General features: G+C 46.9%; 11 protein-coding genes. 3 read left to right on the plus strand and 8 right to left on the minus strand.

The features are described from left to right. Positions 1–12: 12 nt before the first annotated feature. From V1467_RS13725 to V1467_RS13745, 5 genes are all read right to left on the minus strand, one after another. The gene (locus tag V1467_RS13725; protein WP_416305543.1) at positions 13–1,251 is read right to left on the minus strand and encodes an ABC transporter permease; all 1,239 of its coding nucleotides are present in this window, start codon (positions 1,249–1,251) and stop codon (positions 13–15) included. Between the two features lie 33 nt (positions 1,252–1,284). Continuing rightward, entirely contained in the window at positions 1,285–2,016 is a 732-nt protein-coding gene (locus V1467_RS13730; RefSeq protein WP_416305544.1) for an ABC transporter ATP-binding protein, read from the minus strand. Positions 2,017–2,018: 2 nt separating this feature from the next. Beyond that, positions 2,019–3,248, minus strand: a complete 1,230-nt coding sequence (locus tag V1467_RS13735) for an efflux RND transporter periplasmic adaptor subunit (RefSeq protein ID WP_416305545.1) — start codon at positions 3,246–3,248, stop codon at positions 2,019–2,021. Positions 3,249–3,543: 295 nt separating this feature from the next. Further along, positions 3,544–6,117 carry a M1 family metallopeptidase gene (locus V1467_RS13740; RefSeq protein WP_416305546.1) on the minus strand — a complete coding sequence of 858 codons (2,574 nt, stop codon included), beginning with the start codon at positions 6,115–6,117 and terminating at the stop codon, positions 3,544–3,546. A 322-nt stretch (positions 6,118–6,439) separates the two neighbouring features. Beyond that, positions 6,440–7,504, minus strand: a complete 1,065-nt coding sequence (locus tag V1467_RS13745; protein WP_416305547.1) for a GGDEF domain-containing protein — start codon at positions 7,502–7,504, stop codon at positions 6,440–6,442. A gap of 263 nt (positions 7,505–7,767) precedes the next feature. On the opposite strand from V1467_RS13745, the gene V1467_RS13750 reads away from it, so the two are divergent. Next, a complete protein-coding gene (locus tag V1467_RS13750) occupies positions 7,768–9,177 on the plus strand; it encodes a M20/M25/M40 family metallo-hydrolase (RefSeq protein WP_416305548.1) in 1,410 nt (469 codons plus the stop codon). Positions 9,178–9,255: 78 nt separating this feature from the next. Here the strand turns inward: V1467_RS13750 and V1467_RS13755 are convergent, their stop codons facing one another. From V1467_RS13755 to V1467_RS13765, 3 genes are all read right to left on the minus strand, one after another. Next, positions 9,256–12,417: an efflux RND transporter permease subunit gene (locus V1467_RS13755; protein WP_416305549.1), complete on the minus strand. Its 3,162-nt coding sequence runs from the start codon at positions 12,415–12,417 to the stop codon at positions 9,256–9,258. Further along, positions 12,417–13,637: an efflux RND transporter periplasmic adaptor subunit gene (locus tag V1467_RS13760; RefSeq protein WP_416305550.1), complete on the minus strand. Its 1,221-nt coding sequence runs from the start codon at positions 13,635–13,637 to the stop codon at positions 12,417–12,419. The genes V1467_RS13755 and V1467_RS13760 overlap by 1 nt, the downstream gene beginning before the upstream one ends. 211 nt (positions 13,638–13,848) lie before the next feature. Next, entirely contained in the window at positions 13,849–14,238 is a 390-nt protein-coding gene (locus V1467_RS13765; protein WP_416305551.1) for a DUF3718 domain-containing protein, read from the minus strand. Between the two features lie 257 nt (positions 14,239–14,495). Here V1467_RS13765 and V1467_RS13770 point away from each other — a divergent pair, with 257 nt between their 5' ends. Together V1467_RS13770 and V1467_RS13775 are read left to right on the plus strand one after the other, a co-directional pair. Then, positions 14,496–15,683, plus strand: coding sequence for an efflux RND transporter periplasmic adaptor subunit (locus V1467_RS13770; protein ID WP_416305552.1), 1,188 nt, complete (start codon positions 14,496–14,498; stop codon positions 15,681–15,683). An 8-nt stretch (positions 15,684–15,691) separates the two neighbouring features. Next, complete coding sequence (locus V1467_RS13775; protein WP_416305553.1) at positions 15,692–18,841, plus strand: efflux RND transporter permease subunit; 3,150 nt, start codon at positions 15,692–15,694, stop codon at positions 18,839–18,841. Positions 18,842–18,860 lie beyond the last annotated feature (19 nt).

The following is an 18,860-nucleotide window of genomic DNA, read 5'->3' on the forward strand; positions in this document are numbered from 1 at the left end:
TATTTTGCTCCTTTATTCATACCTGAGCGCTTCAATAGGGTCGAGCTTGGCACCGCGATAGGCAGGCACAAAACCGGAAATCACCCCCACCAGCACCGATACCAGCAACGCGATAATGATAATCGCCGGTGATAAACTGGCAGGCATCAGCGTCTGATTCAGTACTTCGGTTAACATCGCCGCAATAGTTAACCCCACAATACCGCCAAACAGACAAATCACCGCGGCTTCGAACAAAAACTGCATCAGAATGCTGCGCCGTCTGGCTCCAATCGCCTTGCGGATACCGATTTCCTTGGTGCGCTCGGTCACCGACACAAACATAATGTTCATCACTCCGACTCCGCCGACAAATAACGAAATACCGGTAATCGCCAATCCAACCAGTACCACCACACCCATAATCGAGTTATAGGCATCCAGCAGGCTGTCGAGTTTATTTATCGAGAAATCGTCTTTCTCGATGGGTTTCAAACCGCGGATTTTGCGCATTTCACCAATCACTTCGTATTCGAAATCTTCCATGGCATCGGGTGAAGGGGCTTTAATGGCAATATCCACATTGGAACGGCCACCGCTATTACCAAAGACTTTGCCGTAGGTGCTGATAGGAATAAAGATCTGCCGATCGTAGTTAGGTCCGCCAAACACGCTGCCGCCCTGCTCTTCCATCACTCCGATCACGGTAAACTTGTACATCCCTATTTTGAAATCACGACCAACGGGGTCAAAATCGCCAAACAATCCTTCGGCGATTTCCGAGCCGATAACCGCCACCTTTTTCTTGTATTCCACATCAAAAGGCATCAAAAAACGCCCTCTGTCTGGCACCATATTGGACACAATAACTTGTTTGTCGGTTGTGCCAATCACCCGTGAATTATCAATTATTCTGGTTTGATATTTGACCGCCTGATTTTGTCCCATACTGGGATTGACCACCGCCCGACCTAATAATCGTCGCTCCAGATCATCGACTTCATTCATGGTCAAGGGTGGCCTGTTACGGTACTGAAAATTAGGTCCGGTCTGGATCCAGGGACGCTGAGACACATAAATCACATCCGAACCCACCGAAGCGAAAGATTCACGAAATGAAATCTGCAACCCGTTGGCCGCTGTCATGGTGGTAATAACTGCAACTATGCCAATAATAATGCCTAAGGCGGTTAACCCGCCGCGAGCTTTATTGGCCTGTAGCGCCGCCACCGCAATCTTGAATGATTCACTGATATCAAGTGTTAGTTTCATTCCAGTTTCTCACTTGTTAATTCGACACAGCCATCAACCGGCAGCACTGCTTAATTGTTTTTGCGACTGGAGTTTGTCACTTTCGATTAAGCCGTCTTTGAGTCTCACCACCCGTTTGGCATGTTCGGCAATATCATCTTCGTGGGTGACCAGCACTATGGTATGGCCCTTGTCGTTTAACTGGTTCATCAGCTTCATAATCTCATCACCGGTTTCAGTATCCAGGTTACCTGTGGGTTCATCGGCCAGAATAATTGACGGATTGCAGACCAGTGCTCTGGCAATGGCCACCCGCTGGCGTTGTCCTCCTGATAATTCATTGGGTTTATGGTCCTTACGCGACAACAAACCCACCGATTCAATCGCATTCTCGGCAATCCGGCGGCGCTCACTTTTACTCACACCTTTGTAGATAAGCGGCAGCTCCACATTACTGAACACACTGACCCGCGGCACCAGATTAAAGGTCTGGAACACAAAGCCGATTTTCTCGTTACGGATTGCAGCCAGTTGATCCTCGCTCATTTCGCCCACCGATTCGCCTTGAAGCAAATAACTGCCGGAGGTGGGCACGTCCAGACAACCAATCATATTCATCAAGGTCGATTTTCCCGAACCGGAAGGTCCCATAATCGCTACGTATTCGCCTTGTTCGATTTGCAACGACACGCCTTTTAAAGCGTGCACCTGTTGATCGCCCATCTGGTAAGTTTTCACCACATCGCGAATTTGCAATATGGCATTTGATTGATTAGCGGCAGCCATAATTATTCAGCGCCCTGTTTATCATCGGCCTTGATATGGACTAAACCACCATTAGTTAACTCACGGGAAATCGCCCGGTAACTGCCGGTAACGATGGTTTCCCCTTCCTTAACCCCATCAACAATTTCAATTAATGAATCACTCTGGATACCAGTTTTAACCGCTTTGGCCACCGATTTACCGTTTTCAACCACAAACACCAGTTCCACAAAACCATCTTTACCGGCAGTAAAACTTTGTCCTTCGGTTTTTAGCTGTTCGGCTGTTCTTACCGTCACAGTCTGGATCGGTACACTCACCGCCTGTTCACGGGTATCGGTGACAATATCGGCACTGGCGGTCATACCTGGGCGTAATTTGGATACGTCACCACTTAGCGCAATCGTGACTTCAAACTCGGTTTTCTGATTGGTGGTGCCAGCCGGAATATCTACTGCGCTGCTGGCAATTTCAGATACCTTTCCGGAAAGACGCTCACCCAGCAAGGCGTCTACTTCAATATCCGAATGCTGGCCCAACTGGATGGCAGTAATGTCGTTCTCGTCGACTTTAACCAGCGCTTCCATTTCATTCAGGTTGGCGATGATCATAATCACGTCTTCCTGAAACTGTGAGCCGATAGCAATTTCACCCTGCTCTTTATTCAGCTTGCTGACGGTTCCGGACATCGGCGCGTAAATGGTGGTTTTATTCAGTGCATCACGCGCCTGTTTTAACTGGCCTTTGCTTTGTTCGACCTGATCAAGCGCTGACTCGTAACGCGCTACCTCAACCTGATAGAGTGCCTGTGCACTGTCCAGAGCAGACTGGGATTCCAGTTTCTGGGTAACCAGCTCCTGGGCACGGCGAAATACTTTTTCGGCCTGATCGCGATTTTCCTTAACCAATTTGGCTTGTGCCTGAGCGGATCGAACCGTGGCTTCCTCACTTTCGACGCTAGCCAGATAACGTTCCCTGTCCAGCTCCACCAAAAATTGGCCTTTTTCTACCCAATCGCCTTCCTTAACTTCCAGACGAGTAATTTTGGCACTGACATCGGCGCTGATATTAATCTGCGTTTTAGGCTGGATCTTGCCGGTTCCATTAACCTTCTGTACGATTTGTGCCAGTTTGACCTTGTCGACCTCAACTTCCTGCCCCTTGTTTTCCTTTTTGCCAGCCAGGCCGAAATACAACCCCGCAGCAACAATCACCAAGATAATCCCCGAGACGATTTTTGTTTTAGTTTTCATATTATTGTCCGTCGTTATGTTTTTTTTAAATGTAGTTAACTAAACCTAGCATAAGCACAGAATCGTTTTTTTGGAAAAACTCTATGGTAAGCAAGCATGTATAAACGTAACAAAATCTGTCGATCACTCAATTCCCGCCATCTGTCACTGCAGGATTTACATTTGTCGATTAATTGGAAGCTGTTGAACGGCATATACCCCATGCCTGTACCCGACAGCTTTGGGGTACACTCCATTCCGGGAGATAAAAAAAACAGCGGACTAGCCGCTGTTTTTTTACATTCACCTGTTATTTTTACTGCTGTTTTAGAAACTGGTTAAATGCTGCTTGATTGGTTTGTTTTAATTCAACACATTGCTTAGAACGTTGCATACCTACCTCGTAGCTTCTGGCCATACCGTCAAATTGCGTCATCCGATCTTTATAAAAAGCTTCGGCTGCTTCGATGTCATGTTGATTGCAGGTAGTCGCGGTGTATTCGGGTAAGCGGGCAATATGGTAAGCAGGCATTTTTTGGGTTAATTCATCAAAGTGTTTATCCATCCATTGATAGAAAACATCTTTATTAGCCTGAACATCTGCCGCACGATAAAGGCTGGCAATCACATTGGCGGGTGTCACGTAAGATTGCAAAGAGAAATCCAGATAACTCAACAGCAGCTCGTCCTGTTCAAAATGAAAACCGCGACTAATAGTACTGCGTACTCGCGCATCAATATGGGCAATATAGGCTTGCTCAAACTTTTTATACCAGCTGGCATCACCATGCCTTGCCACCATGATCATTGCCCGACTGGCAATACTGTTAGGTACCGAATGCGGATCGGCCAGATAGTTTTTGGTCAGTTTGGTGCTGATATCCAGCACTTGTTGATTATCAGTATAACGGGTTAGCAAACCTAAAATGGTGTAACGCAGTTTAATCAGATCGTCGGTTTCGCCTTCATGTTCCGTGGTACCGAGTTTACTAAACCAGGGCATCGCCATTTTTTCAATATAATTGGCATACAGGTTGCGGTTGGAATCATCTACCAGATATTCCAGACTGTTAATTGAGCTGAAAACCGCATTGACCACCATAGGGTCATCATCTTTGGCCAATACCGACAGCGCTTTAAAGTATTCAGTCAATGAAATCTGCTTGGCCGCAAACAAGGCGCTGCTGTTATACACCAGACTTTTCTTTTCTTTGCCACTCAGCACGTCCACATCTTTTAACAAGGCATCCAGTTGCTTGACAGAGGTTTTCCAGCGGAAATAGCCCAGCGCACCGCTATCCGGAAAGATCCATTGTGCCTCACTGATTTTGCTGATGACATCCTGCTGATCACTCAGGGTAAAGGTGGTGTGTTTTACCTCATCATTTTGCTTGTACTTGATCGATAACGGAATTTGCCATACCTGATTTTTATTGCCCTCATCACCGAGTAAATAACGCTGCTGGGTGACTTTACCATTATCATCAAAGCTGAGCAGCGCGTAACCTGGCTGCTCGATATAGGTTTTCATCATCGCAGGCAAGTCAATATCGCTGACGCTACCTAAGGCGTGCCACAAGTCATTGGCTTCGGCATTCTTCCAGCTACGTTCCTTGATATATTTCTGGATGCCCTTCTGGAATTGCTGCTCTCCAATCAATGATTCAATCATCAACAAAATGGATTCGCCTTTGCTGTAATTCAGGCCCAGACCATCCATCACATCCGCCGCACTGCGAACTTCTTTTTTGATCGGGCGAGTGGTCGGGCTGGCATCAGCCGGGAATGCCCCTTCCTGCACCAAATCATTTTTGCTATTAAGCTCAGGATAGAGTTTGACCATTACCTTACCGGCCATCCAGGAAGCAAAGGCCTCATTCAGCCATAAATCATCCCACCAGGCCATGGTCACCAGATTGCCGTACCACATATGCGCCAGCTCATGTGCTACCACACTTAAAGGTCCGGCTTTATCGGTGAGGCTGGGTTCGTCATCCAATAACAGATAACTGGAACGATAAGTAATCAGTCCGGCATTTTCCATTGCCCCGTGAGTAAAATTGGGCACGGCCAGAAAATCAATTTTTTCAAATGGATAAGGCATGCCGAAATAGGATTCCAGCGCCTGAATGATCTCGGCAGTGTGCTTGGCAATAAATTTAGTTTTGCCCGCCTGTCCTTTGGCCGTGTAGATATGGCCGGGCACTGACAAACCCTCGATTGGGGCAGAATCAAACTCGCCAATTGCATAGGCGACGATATAACTTGGCATCGGCTTGGTTTTGTTAAATTCTACGCTTTGCCATCCGTCTTTAACCGTGCGTTTGGCTACCTGGGTATTGGACAATACCGTGTGTTTTTCCGGACTGTTGATAGTTAACTGGAACGGAATTTTAAAACTTGGCTCATCAAAAGACGGAAAAGCCCGTCTGGCATGCATGTCTTCAAACTGGGTGAAAATATAATTTCTGTCTTCGAACTGTGCCAGATACATACCATCGGAACTGGTATTAACCTTACCGTGGAATTTAATGGCTAGTTGATACTTACCGGCTGCGATCTGCTTACCGTTTTGAGCCCAGTTCATATTGTAGTCACCCTGGGTGACAGACAATGGAACACGTTTGTCTCCTTGTACCAACTGAACGTCATCAATAGACAAGTCAATTTGGTAAAAGCCAATTTTATCTGTCGCACTGGTGATATTGATATCGATGGTGGTATTACCTGAATAATCCAGCTTATCCGGATCCACCGTTAAGGTAACTTGTTGAAATTGTGGTTTGATATTGGCTGGTAAACGGTAATCAGTTTGGGCAGCAACACTCATTGAATAAAGCAAAGTACCTACCAGCAATAAAGGTAGATGAGTAATTAAACGTTTTATCATAAAAAGATCCCTAAACTCTGTGAACGACTATTGCGCGGCACAGAAATATTATCGAACGTCCCGATTCGTTGTTTGCGAATAAGGGCTTTGCCGAGTAAGTACTGATACAAGCTCGGTGTAGTGCATTTATAGCGAGTATGGGGTTGGCTAACGATTAACAGTCCCCCTGAAAACACAGCTACTAACGGGATGAACAGCACAGACAGGTTTGCGCGGTGTTCATTTTGGCCCTGAGTGTATCAATTCGATTGGGATGGACAACTTTATCAGGCTCGAATACAGCAATTGTTACACTTTAACGCTGTCAACACTGCCTGACATTTCAGTCGGTACGAATACAATTACGTCCTGAGGATTTAGCCTGATACAAGGCCTTGTCTGCCGCCTCAATCAGGCTGTTTGGATTGACGCCCACCGTAGGTAAGGTACTGGCAAGTCCGATACTGACTGTCACATTCAAGGTTTTGTTATCCAGGCTAAACGGATGACTTTCTACCTCTGCCCTGATGCGTTCAGCAATATTGGCGGCTTCATGAATACCGGTGCTGCTAAGCAACACCGCAAATTCCTCTCCCCCAAAACGGGCGACCAAATCAGTCTGCCGTTTTACCGCGGAATCGATAATGGTGGCGATATGAATCAGGCAGGCGTCACCGTATAAATGCCCGTAGGTGTCGTTGATACTTTTAAAATGATCGACATCGATCATTAACAACGACAATTCCAGATTATTCCTGACACTGTTATGCCAATGCTGTTCGTAGTTGGTATTGAAGTAGCCCCGATTGTAGATATGTGTCAGAGAATCAATTTTATTTAACTGTTCCAACGCTCTTTTCTGTGCGTCCAACTGGGCTTCAATATTGAAGGAGCGAATATATTCCCTGTGGGTGCGGATCCCCAATACCACCAGATAACCGGAATAAATCAGCAACATACTGGCATACGGCAACTTTCCTTCAACCAGTACACCGGCAAGAATAGAGGGCACCATTAATACCGCCAGATTTGCCAACGCCAGATTAATCCGCGGGGATAGTGCCATCAAAGCACCACTGGCGATACCGCCCATCACCAACAAGGTCACGTGAATAATGGCGTTAAACCGCGGATCATAAATCGCCAGGGTAAAAATGGTACTGAGGATCGCCGCATGGGATAAGGACAAGGCAGCGAAAATACTCATCCAGAGTGTTACAGAAAAATCGTATAAACGGCGGGAAAACGTCCTGTGCAACAAACGCAACAAGCTGATGAACAACATGCCGCCAGCAAAATAGAGACTGAGTTGCGGCTGAAGACTGTAAAAATCAAAAGGCCAAAACACTGCTGGAAGCAAAATAGCGTAGATAAAAATACCGGCCAAAGAACGGTCAAGTAAATCCATATCTATGCGTCGCTGTATAACTTTATCTTGTGTACTGATGTTCTTCGCCTTTCAATAAGAGAATCAAATAAATCCAGCTCCATTAAACCAAGTTATCATCGCCCAATTAGGTAGAAAATAAAAATATTTTTAACTTTTTTAACAATCTTTCGCCTGTTAGTCATGACAAATATTATCTCTCTACTGATGGTATAAGTTATTGATAACTTGTTACTATTGGCAAGACAATTAGCTAAAACAATTCCGACCAATAAGGACTCCCTATGTTACTAATGCGGGCCATACGCCCAACCCGACTGATACTTGGCGCTGCCCTGCTGTGCTCTGCCAGTGTCTCTGCCGCTACTATAACAGCGGCGGACGAAAACCACCTGGAACAACTTAAAACCACCGTCCTGTCATCGGATCTTAGTTACCAAATTATTGAATCGCTGACCACCGAAGTCGGTGCCAGAATGGTTGGTACCGCCGCCGAAAAGCAATCAGTAGATTGGGCGGTAGCCAAGATGAAATCGCTGGGATTTGACAAAGTCTGGGTCGAGCCTGTTGCCACCAAATTATGGCAACGCGGCGATCTTGAAGCCAGAATTGTCAACCCTTATCCCCATCCTGTTGTAGCGCTGGCACTAGGCGGCAGTGTGGGTACAGCAGGAAAAGAGCTCAAGGCAGAAATTGTCCAGTTTGATGATCTTGAAGCACTCAAGGCGGCCAAGGACGGCAGTCTGGAAGGTAAAATTGCTTTTGTGTCCTATCGTATGGAGCGTCATATTGACGGTCATGGTTATGGCCAGGCCGTAGGCGCCCGCGCCACAGGTGCGGCTGTTGCGGCACAAAAAGGTGCACTGGCTTTTGTCATGCGTTCTGTTGGCACCGACACCAATCGCATTGCCCATACTGGCGGCATGCGTTATCAGGATGACATAAAAAAAATTCCGGCTATCGCATTGTCCAATCCGGATGCGGATTTACTGGTGAATCAACTCAAAAGGGGCAAGCCGGTGGAATTTGCCTTGACATTAAGTGCCAAACCAAACGACAAGGCGCAGGTCAAATCATATAACGTTATTGGTCAGTTGACCGGTAGTGAGAGTCCTAACGAATTTGTCACGCTGGGAGCCCATCTGGATAGCTGGGATGTAGGTACTGGTGCCATCGATGACGGGATCGGTGTGGGTATTATGTTATCCACCGTGCATCATCTGAGTCAGTTGCCACAACGTCCCAAACGTTCGGTCAGGGTTATTCTGTTTGCCGCTGAAGAAATTGGCTTATACGGTGCCAGAGCTTATGTTGAAAAACATAAGGGTGATATGGATCAACATGCTATCGGTGCAGAATGGGACTTTGGCAATGGCAGTATATACAAACTCACGCCGGGGGTGGGACCTTCAGCACTAAACAGCATCAGGGAACTGGCTACTATTTTGGCGCCTATGGGTGTTGCGCTGGATCAAAGCAATGATGCCAAAGGTCAATCCGATATGAGCGCATTGGGCAAGGCGGGTATGCCGGCAATTAATTTTGATCCTGACGGTTCGGACTACTTCGATTATCATCACACCGAAAATGATACGTTGGATAAAGTAGACCAGCAGGCATTAAAGAAAAATACCGCCATCTATACGCTGTTTACTTATTTTGCCGCTCAGGCAGATATCGACTTCAGGCAGTAACGCACAAATATAATCAGGCTCAGACAAAAAAATGCCGCACTCAGTGCGGCATTTTTGTAAGCATATTAAAACGTCAGATTAAGGATCGGTTCTGGCGTCCCTCATTTCAGCATGATGTACAGACGATGTTTTGTTGCGTCTGAATACCGATTTCATATCATCCAGCACCAGATACAACGCCGGTACCAGTACCAGTGTAATCACCGTAGCAAACAGGATACCGAATGCCAGTGAAATCGCCATCGGGATAACAATCTGCGCCTGTAAGCTGCGCTCCAGCACGATGGGCAGCAAGCCCAAAAAGGTGGTTAACGAGGTGAGTATAATAGGACGAAAACGCTGCCCACCGGCCTGCAATACCGATTCAAGCAGGGAGTATCCTTCCTGTCTGGCGCGGTTAACAAAATCCACCATAATCAGGCTGTCATTTACCACCACGCCGGTTAACGCGATGATTCCACATAGCGACAATACACTTACGGCGTGGCCTAATAACAGGTGACCAACGATTGCGCCAACAATACCAAAAGGGATCACCGACATAATAATCAAAGGTTGTGCGTAAGATTTTAACGGGATTGCCATCAAGGCATAAATCGCAAACATGGCGAATAACAAACCTTCTAGCAGGCTCACCATTGCCTCGCCCTGTTCCTTGGACGCGCCTTCCAGACCAAAAGTCACAGAGGGATAGCGGGCCATCAGATCCGGGATAAAGTCTTTGGTGACCTCACTCAACACTTTATCCGGCTCCAGACGGGCCTTGTCGACTTTGGCCGATATGGTTAACGAGCGCATCCCGTCCTGACGGATAATCGAGCCATAGCCCTGGCCCATTTCAATTTCGGCCACTTCCGAGAATGGAATTTCATCACCACTGCTGGTGCGAATGCGCATATTCTCCAGATTACCAATGGAATTGCGCTCATCCTTGGGATAACGCACCATTACCTTGACTTCCTCATCACCGCGCTGGATACGCTGCGCTTCTGCGCCGTAAAAGCCGTAACGTACCTGGCGAGCCAACGAGTCCAGATTTAATCCCAGCACTTCGGCTTGAGGCTTGATTTTCAAACGAATTTCGTCGCTGCCACCAGAGAAGGTATCATTCACATCCGCCACACCACTGAAGGTGCGCAGATGCGCTTTTAATTCATCGGTTGCCGCGCGTAACTCACCCAAATTTGCACCACTAAACTGGAAGGTCAGATCAGCACCACCACCTGGGCCACCGCCGGGCGAACCGACATCCACCGACTTTATACCGGCAATTTCCGGCATCGCGTCGCGCCAACGATTCTGGATCTCGAACGCATCAATATCGCGGGTTTCGCCTTTGGACAGTTCCACAAACACCTGACCACCGGTTGTGCCCTGATCAAATGCCATGGAATGCGCGATGACTCCTTCACCGGTTTCTTCGCTAACCTTGTCATTCATCTCGTATAAGGAATTGAGCAACATATCAATGGCCTGATCCCGCTGGGCAATAGAAGATCCGGGCTCCATTTCAACGGTAGCCATCATAAAATCACTGGGAATATTGGGAAAGAAAACAAACCTGACCTGGCCACCCATAAATAGCCCGACAGTAACGATTATCGCTGCGGTAAAACTGGCTAAAGTGGTATACCGGTTGGCCACTGCCTTGGTCAGAAACGGCACATATTTTTTCTGAATAAAGGTTTTAATCCCTTCGCTGAAAAAATCCCGCATGCGTTGCAGACGGTTGGCCTTGGACGGGTCGTAGGGCTCATCTTTCATATGAATTAAATGTGCCGGCAGGATCAGTTTAGATTCAATCAACGAGAAAATCAGACATAAAATCACCACCCAGGCGATAGTTTTCCACACCACACCAAAGGTGCCCGGCACCATCAACATAGGCGTAAAGGCAGCAACCGTGGTCAACACACCAAAGGTGGCCGGCATCGCCACCTTTTTAACTCCGGCGATCACGCTTTCGGCACTGTGACCTTTATGATCTATTTCAGTGCAGGCGGACTCTCCCATAATAATGGCATCGTCCACCACTATCCCCAGCACCAGAATAAAACCGAATAAACTGATCATATTGATCGATAAGGCGAAATATTCGGTTGGCATCAACAGCATGGTACCCAGAAAACACACCGGCAAGCCAACTATTACCCAGAACGCCAAACGCAGTTTAAGGAACATGGATAACACCATAAACACCAGCAAGGTACCGAAAGCCATGTTGCTTAACATCATGTTCAAACGATCGGCCAGATAAAATGAACTGTCTCCCCAGGAATCGGCATAAATACCTGCTGGTAGCTGATCTTTCTTGGTTTTAAGATACTGGTTCACTTGCTCTGAAATTTTTAACGCATTCTGATCACCAACAGAATTAACCTGCACATTCACCGCACGCTTTTTATCGAACAAGGCATATTGGCGATCTTCAACAAAACCGTCGTCGATTTTAGCAATGTCACCGAGTTTCAAGCGGGTGCCATCCGGATTGGTCAACAGCACAATATTAGCAAAATCGTTGCCGTTGTACGCCTGACCTTTGGCCCGCAACAAGATATCGCCATCTTCGGAACGGATTGAGCCACCCGGCATATCAATCGACGAATTACGTATCGCATTCACCAGTTGCTGAAAGGTCAAGCCATACTCTTGCATCCGGTGTTCAGATATCTCAATCGACATTTCATAATTCCGATCCCCCACTACCTGCACGTTAGTCACGTCGGGTAAATTGGCAATCTCGTCGCGTATTTCTTTAGCCAGCTCTTTTAAGTTGCGCTCGGATGTTTCACCATATAACGCCACCCAGACCACCGTCTGTACCTGCTTTTGTCGGTAAATAACCGGTTTTTCAATATTTTCCGGAAAACTGGGAATAGCATCAACCTGGACCTTAACTTCATCCAGCAACACTTGCGGATCGTAATCATCTTCGACTTCGATATTAATCGAGCCCATTCCCTCACTGGCGGTAGCCGTCAGTTTTTTAATTCCTTCAAGATTACGCACTGCTTCTTCTATTTTAACCAGTACACCTTCTTCGACCTCTTGCGGGGCAGCTCCAAGGTAAGGCACCCTCACCACCACATTATTAAATTCAAAATTGGGAAAAATCTGCTTTTTAATTGTAAAAGCGCTCATTAACCCACCCAGAATCAGGATCCACATCAACAGGTTGGCGGCCACACTATTGCGGGCAAACCAGGCAATCAGCCCTTTATGAGTGTCAATTTGACTCATTAGTGATCTCCCGAGCGGGCAATTTCTGTTTGCTGTTCAGCTTCATCTGCCTGCATATGCCGATCTTTCTCACCTTGCAGTCTCACCGGCATGCCTTCAACCGGATGAGGAACAGCAGAAGTTGCTACCAATTCACCCGCTGCCAAGCCTGCGCTGATATACGCAGAATTCTCGTCGGTGCGCTGGACCTGCACTTCACGGATATTCAGTTTTCGCTCATCATCCACCAGCAAAACGGTGCCATCAACCCGCAACACATGGCGAGGGACCACCACCATATTATCCGCATGGACGCCGGCAATCCGGGTTTGCACAAAACGGCCAAATTTGAGTGGCATATGCTGGGCGCTGGTATGGCGAGCGTAAGGATCAGTCACTTCGGCTACCGCATAGATCACCCGACTGCTCTGATCCACTACACCTTCACTGCGAGCTAATTTACCCTGCCAATGATATTCTTTACCGGCGACTTTGGCTGCAAGATCAACTTTGGGCTTTTGTCCGCCATCTTGTTGCTCGGGCAACTCCAGATACGCCAAGTCACTATCACTTAGCGGCATACGTATTTCAGCCACATCGGTGCCATAAATCACCCCAAGCTGGCTACCAGTGCCTATAAACTGGCCAATATCAGCATTCTTGCTCTTGACTAAACCGTCATAGGGAGCGCGAATGGTCGATCGCTCAAGATTGCGCTTTGCTCTTTCCAGATTAGCTTCTGCCGCACGAACATTAGCTTTTTCCTGGGCCAATTGCGGTTTGCGTAATCCCAAAGCAGTAGGACGCGCATTTTTAACTGTACGCCAGTCTTCTTCCGCGACTTTGCCGCGCGCTTCTTCTTCCTCCAGCAATGCTGTCGCTCTTGCCAGTTCAGCTTCGGCTGCTTTGAGGTCGGTCATGTAATCAGCCTGTTCGAGCTGAACCAGCACATCCCCCTTGTGGAACATGCCGCCTTCGATAAACGCCTCTGCGACCTTAACTACTTTGCCACTCACCTGAGCGCTCAGTACAGTTTGTACTTTAGGTAACACAGTACCTTGTGATTCCACCACATAGTCCAGATTACGCATCTCCACCGGGATCACATCGACCAGAAAGGCTTTTTCCTGTTCCTGCTTTTTTTCCGGGGCTTTTTTAGACATGACAAGAGCCATCATAATGACTATGGCGCCGACAATAATAACAATCGGCAACGCTGAACGGATCAGACGTGTATTCATAAAACTTCCTTGACTAACAAACTAGATACGTAAAAATTGGCGCAATTCTAAGCATATTGAAGAAAAAGATCACAGAGGTTTCTGTTAGATTTTGTAACCACTATGAAACATATCAATTCCAGATAGGATAAGCTCGTTAGCAAGTATTTACTATTTTTTAAGGGCAGGCATAAAAAAGGCCCGCAGGCCTTTTACTAATCGTTCATTAGGTTTAGTTCAAACGGTCAAGTAACTCTTTACCGATTTCAGTTTCGATATAACCGTTAGTCTCGGCCCACTGCTGGATGGCAACACCGTCCGCTTCTGCCTGAGACAAATCTTTCTTGGACATTTTCTTAATCATATAGGTGCCCACATCCGTCGCATTGTTCTGCATGGAATAACGGATAAGGCTGTTACCACCACAAGATACACCTGTGTAGAAATCACCTAAACGCAAGTTGTAGTCGTTCTGGACCGAACGCATTTTTTTACGCAGCTCGCCTTTGTCATTGTTTTTCACAATGGTACAAATATTTTGCAGGTCTTCATTCACGTCGGCAAAGCTCACTGGAGCAACCAGGACAGTAGATAATGCAGCGATAGTTAATAATTTTTTCATGATAGTGCCTCGTTAAAAATGTTTATAAAGTTAAATTGTCTTGACGGAAAACAGTTTAAAAAAACACCAACCGGCTTTACAGAGGTCAAAATGGTACGTAGGTATGGCAATTAATACTTAAATCAACAGTATCGCCATTCACTTGTCGTCAATAGTCACAGGGCGCTCTCACATCTTTTTACAATTGGACATATATGACACAAGTTAAATTGCTTAATATATGGCAAGCGAGACTAGCAGGGTTAGAGTATCTAAATATGAACAAAACATGGATAAAAATTGCGCTACCGATAGTGGTATTGGGTGCCGGAGCTTTGGGGATGTTGGCGATCAACGCCTCAGCACAGCAAGAAAAACAAAAAGAACCTCAGGATCTGCGTCCGACAGTAAAAGTCGAATCGGCGTTGGCACGGGATTATCAGGTACAAATCAGCGGTTTTGGTGAAGTTAAGCCGCTGGAAAGTACGCTACTGTCCGCCCAGGTTGCCGGTGAAGTCATCAGTTGGCACCCCAACTTTGTAGCAGGTGGTTTGATACGCCGGGGGGATATTTTATTCAGCATAGAGAAAGATCAATATGAAGCAGCATTACTGCAAGCCGAATCGGATCTTAGCTTGGCGCAGGCACAACTAATTGAAGAACAGGCTAGAGCTGATGTCGCGCGGGAAGAAACCAAAAACATGCCGGCCAGCAGCATTACTGATCTATATTTGCGCAAACCTCAGGTACTTAGCGCTAAGGCTAAAGTTAAATCGGCACAGGCAAGCTTGAAAATTGCTCAACGCGATCTGGATAACTGCGAAATCACTGCGCCTTACGATGCATTGGTTATCAGCCGTTCTTTGGGTGTTGGCCAATTTGTCAATAAAGGCTCCCAGGTTGCCGAGATTTATAATATTGAATATGCCGAAGTGACTTTTCCGGTGGCCGGATTTGACAGTGCTTTTTTACCCGAGAAGCTAACCGGTCAGGCTGCCACTGTTTCGACCAAAAGCCCTCGTCAATATAGCCGCAGTGCTATGATTAGCCGAGATTTAGGCGTGATTGACAAGTCAACGCGCATGGCCCAGTTAGTGGTGCGTATCGCCGATCCCTACAGCCTGCAAACTGATGCCCCCCAACTTAAATTCGGTAGCTACGTCGAAGTCAATTTTGCCGGGAAAAATCTGCAGCACATTTACCGCTTATCCCAGGATTTAGTCAGTAACCGTACTGTATGGCTGGTAAATAGTGAGCAGCAACTTGAATCCCGCCAAGTCAATGTATTACGCGAAGATGGTGCCTTTTTCCTGATTGGTGAAGGCTTGCAGGATGACGACAAACTGGTGCTCACCTTGCCGGAATATCCGCAAGACGGGATGAAAGTTAAAGTTGCCGGTAATGCAGAAATTGCTAAATCCACCTCTGTAGACACCGCTTCCCTCGTCGCACAACAAGCTGATTAGGAATTGATATGTCATCTAACCAGAGCAAACAGACAGGTTTAATCGCCTATTTTGCCAATAATTCGGTGGCCTCCAATTTATTGATGTTTTTTATCATCATTATGGGGGTGATCAGCTATTTCACTATTCAGCGGCAGATGTTTCCTAATATTGAAATCAATTACATCAATATTAATGCCACTTACCGTGGCGCCTCACCACAGGAAATCGAAGAAGGAATATTGATCAAAATAGAGGAAGCATTAAAAGATGTTACCGAAATAAAACAAAGTGTCTCGCGGGCATTTCGCAATAGTGGGCGGATCAGTCTGGAAATATCCCCTGATCAGGACCTGCAGGAAGTACTGGATAAGGTCAAGCAACGGGTCGACAGTATTGCCACTTTCCCGGCTGATATGGAGCCGGTCACGGTTTCGCAGGCCGAATTTCAACAGGACGTGATTGAAATGTCAGTGGTGGGCGACATTCCACTGACTGAACTCAAACCTATTGCCAAACAGGTTGAAGACGAACTGTTACAGCTAGGCAATGTATCTCTGGTTCAGCTCAGCGCCCCCGAAGATGAGATTGCTATCGAGATCCAGCCGGATGTGCTGCGCAAATATAATCTTACTTTGAACGATGTCAGTCAGGCGATTAGACAATATTCGGCCAACTTTTCTGCCGGACAGCTGCGCACTGATTCTGGTGTCATATCGGTACGGATAGAAAACCAGTCCTATAGTGGTGAAGAATTTAGGCATATTCCGGTCAAAATAGGCAGTAACGGCGCCAAAGTTGAGCTACAGGACATTGCCGTAATCAAGGATGAATTTACCGAAGGGGAGCGCTACTTCAAATATTCCGGTCAAAATGCCATCTACATGGCAGTGAAGGCGACTAAAGATCAGAATATGGTACCTGTTGCCCAGTCCGTCAAAGATTATATAGCCCATCGCAATCAGACCTTGCCAAAAGGTGCACAACTGAAAGTACTGGTCGATATGACCTATTACTTGAATGCACGTCTGGACATGATGATAACCAACCTGATAGAAGGAGCTATTCTGGTCGCTATTATGTTGTCACTGTTTCTGCGATTCAGGCTGGCATTGTGGGTAATGGTCGGATTACCGGTGTGTTTTCTCGGAGCCGTGATGATGATGCCGGTATTCGGTGTCAGTATTAATATTCTATCCCTGTTCGCCTTTATTATGGTGCTGGGGATAGTAGTGGATGATGCCATAGTGATCGGCGAAAGCGCCTATACCGAAATAGAAGAAAAAGGCGGTGGTGTCGAAAATGTGGTGCGTGGTGCCAAGAAAGTGGCAACACCCGCGACTTTCGGCGTATTAACCACCATAGCGGTATTTGCTCCATTTACGTTAACCAGCGGACCCGATGGTGCATTTTTTTACAATATCGCCATTGTCGTTATACTCTGCCTGACCTTCTCATTAATTGAGTCAAAACTGATCTTGCCGGCCCATTTGGCGCATACCCATTTCAAGCCAGTAAAAGATAACCACTGGCGTACCCGCTTTAACAAACGTTTTTTTGCCTTTGTTAATGGTCCCTATAAAAACTTCATCACCTTGTGCACCGAATGGCGCTGGGTAGTGTTCTGCGCCTTTTTCGCCATGTTAATGCTAAGTTTTGGCCTGATCATGGGCAACTATGTGCGCATGGTGCCTAACCCCAAGGTGCCACATGACTTTCCCAGTATTTCGCTGGAAATGAATGAGACCGTATCTGATCAGGCCACCATCGATGCGTTAAAAACCATTGAAAACGTAATATTGGACGTCGAGAAACAGATAAAACAGGAATATGGCCAAGGTATGGTTCGCGATACGTTGGCATTTAACCGTGGCCGTACTGAGGCCAAAATTCTGGCTCCACTGGTTGAAGAGGAATTACGTCCGTTCAACACCTTTGAGTTGGCGCGGCGCTGGCGTGAGGCCATGCCGGTGATCCCGGGAATGAAATCTTTCACTATTCAGGATGATGTCAATGGCGGAGGGGATGATGGTGAACTCGGTTATCTGCTATTTGGTCCGGATATCGATACGTTAAACGAGGCCGGACGCCAGTTTATTGCCATGTTGCAGCAACAAAAAGGTCTGTACGACATCAGCTCCACAATCGATCCCGCCAGCAAGGAAATTCAGATGACATTGCTGCCAGTGGCTTACGATTTGGGTCTGAATCTGTCAACCATTGCCAACCAGATAGGTGCCAGCTTTTATGGCGGTGAAGCCCAACGGGTTATCCGCGATGGAGAAGAGGTTCGCGTGATGGTGCGTTATCCCAAACTTACCCGTGAGCAGTTTTCAGAGCTCAAGTATGCGGTGGTAACCACACCTTCCGGCAAGGAAGTGATGCTGGGAGATGTAGTGACATTAACCGAAAAGCCCGGCATCAGTTATATCAGACGCGAATCGGGCTATCGCAGCGTGTACGTGTTTGGTGCAATTGATGAGGAAGCAGTAGAGCCGAATGAAGTAGTAAAAACCATCAAGGAAAAACTGTTGCCGGAACTTAAAGCCGCCTTCCCAAGCGTTAAAACCGAGTTAGGTGGCGCTATAGAAGAACAACAAGCTCAACAGAGCGAGCAGATTATGTTTTTCGTCGCGGGGATGATTATGGTGTATATCCTGCTTGCGGTACCGCTCAAAAGCTATGGCCAACCGCTTATTATTATGTCGGTTATCCCTTTCAGTTTAACCGGTGCAATATGGGGGCATTTCCTGTTCTCGATGGATTTGAGCATGATGTCAACCTTTGGTCTGATTGCCGCAGCCGGAGTGGTTATCAATGACAGTCTGGTGATGACTGATTATGTCAATCAACGACGCCGTGAATACGGGATTGCCATTCAAGACGCGGTCATCGAGGCTGGCTGTGCCCGTTTCAGAGCCATTACACTGACATCAATTACTACTTTTGTGGGTGTTTTGCCAATAATGTTTGAGTCCAGTTTACAGGCCAGCTTCGTTATTCCGATGGCAGTAGCGCTCGGTTTTGCGGTGCTTTACGCCACTATCGTGACTTTAGTACTGGTGCCCTGCCTGTATATGATACTGGATGATTTGCGCAAGCCTTTTAGCTGGCTTAAGCGAAAAATAGGCGGCTCTTCCAAGTCAGTCGATGCACAACTTGCACAAACACACAGCTAATCGATAGCGTTCAACATTA

It is taken from the genome of Neptunicella plasticusilytica, assembly GCF_047922965.1.
Lineage (GTDB): Bacteria > Pseudomonadota > Gammaproteobacteria > Enterobacterales > Alteromonadaceae > Neptunicella > Neptunicella plasticusilytica.

Excerpts from the sequence above, each read along its gene's own strand:
- V1467_RS13725 (WP_416305543.1), bottom strand. The coding sequence starts at position 1,251 with ATGAAACTAACACTTGATATCAGTGAATCATTCAAGATTGCGGTGGCG.
- V1467_RS13730 (WP_416305544.1), bottom strand. The coding sequence starts at position 2,016 with ATGGCTGCCGCTAATCAATCAAATGCCATATTGCAAATTCGCGATGTG.
- V1467_RS13735 (WP_416305545.1), bottom strand. The coding sequence starts at position 3,248 with ATGAAAACTAAAACAAAAATCGTCTCGGGGATTATCTTGGTGATTGTT.
- V1467_RS13740 (WP_416305546.1), bottom strand. The coding sequence starts at position 6,117 with ATGATAAAACGTTTAATTACTCATCTACCTTTATTGCTGGTAGGTACT.
- V1467_RS13745 (WP_416305547.1), bottom strand. The coding sequence starts at position 7,504 with ATGGATTTACTTGACCGTTCTTTGGCCGGTATTTTTATCTACGCTATT.
- V1467_RS13750 (WP_416305548.1), top strand. The coding sequence starts at position 7,768 with ATGTTACTAATGCGGGCCATACGCCCAACCCGACTGATACTTGGCGCT.
- V1467_RS13755 (WP_416305549.1), bottom strand. The coding sequence starts at position 12,417 with ATGAGTCAAATTGACACTCATAAAGGGCTGATTGCCTGGTTTGCCCGC.
- V1467_RS13760 (WP_416305550.1), bottom strand. The coding sequence starts at position 13,637 with ATGAATACACGTCTGATCCGTTCAGCGTTGCCGATTGTTATTATTGTC.
- V1467_RS13765 (WP_416305551.1), bottom strand. The coding sequence starts at position 14,238 with ATGAAAAAATTATTAACTATCGCTGCATTATCTACTGTCCTGGTTGCT.
- V1467_RS13770 (WP_416305552.1), top strand. The coding sequence starts at position 14,496 with ATGAACAAAACATGGATAAAAATTGCGCTACCGATAGTGGTATTGGGT.
- V1467_RS13775 (WP_416305553.1), top strand. The coding sequence starts at position 15,692 with ATGTCATCTAACCAGAGCAAACAGACAGGTTTAATCGCCTATTTTGCC.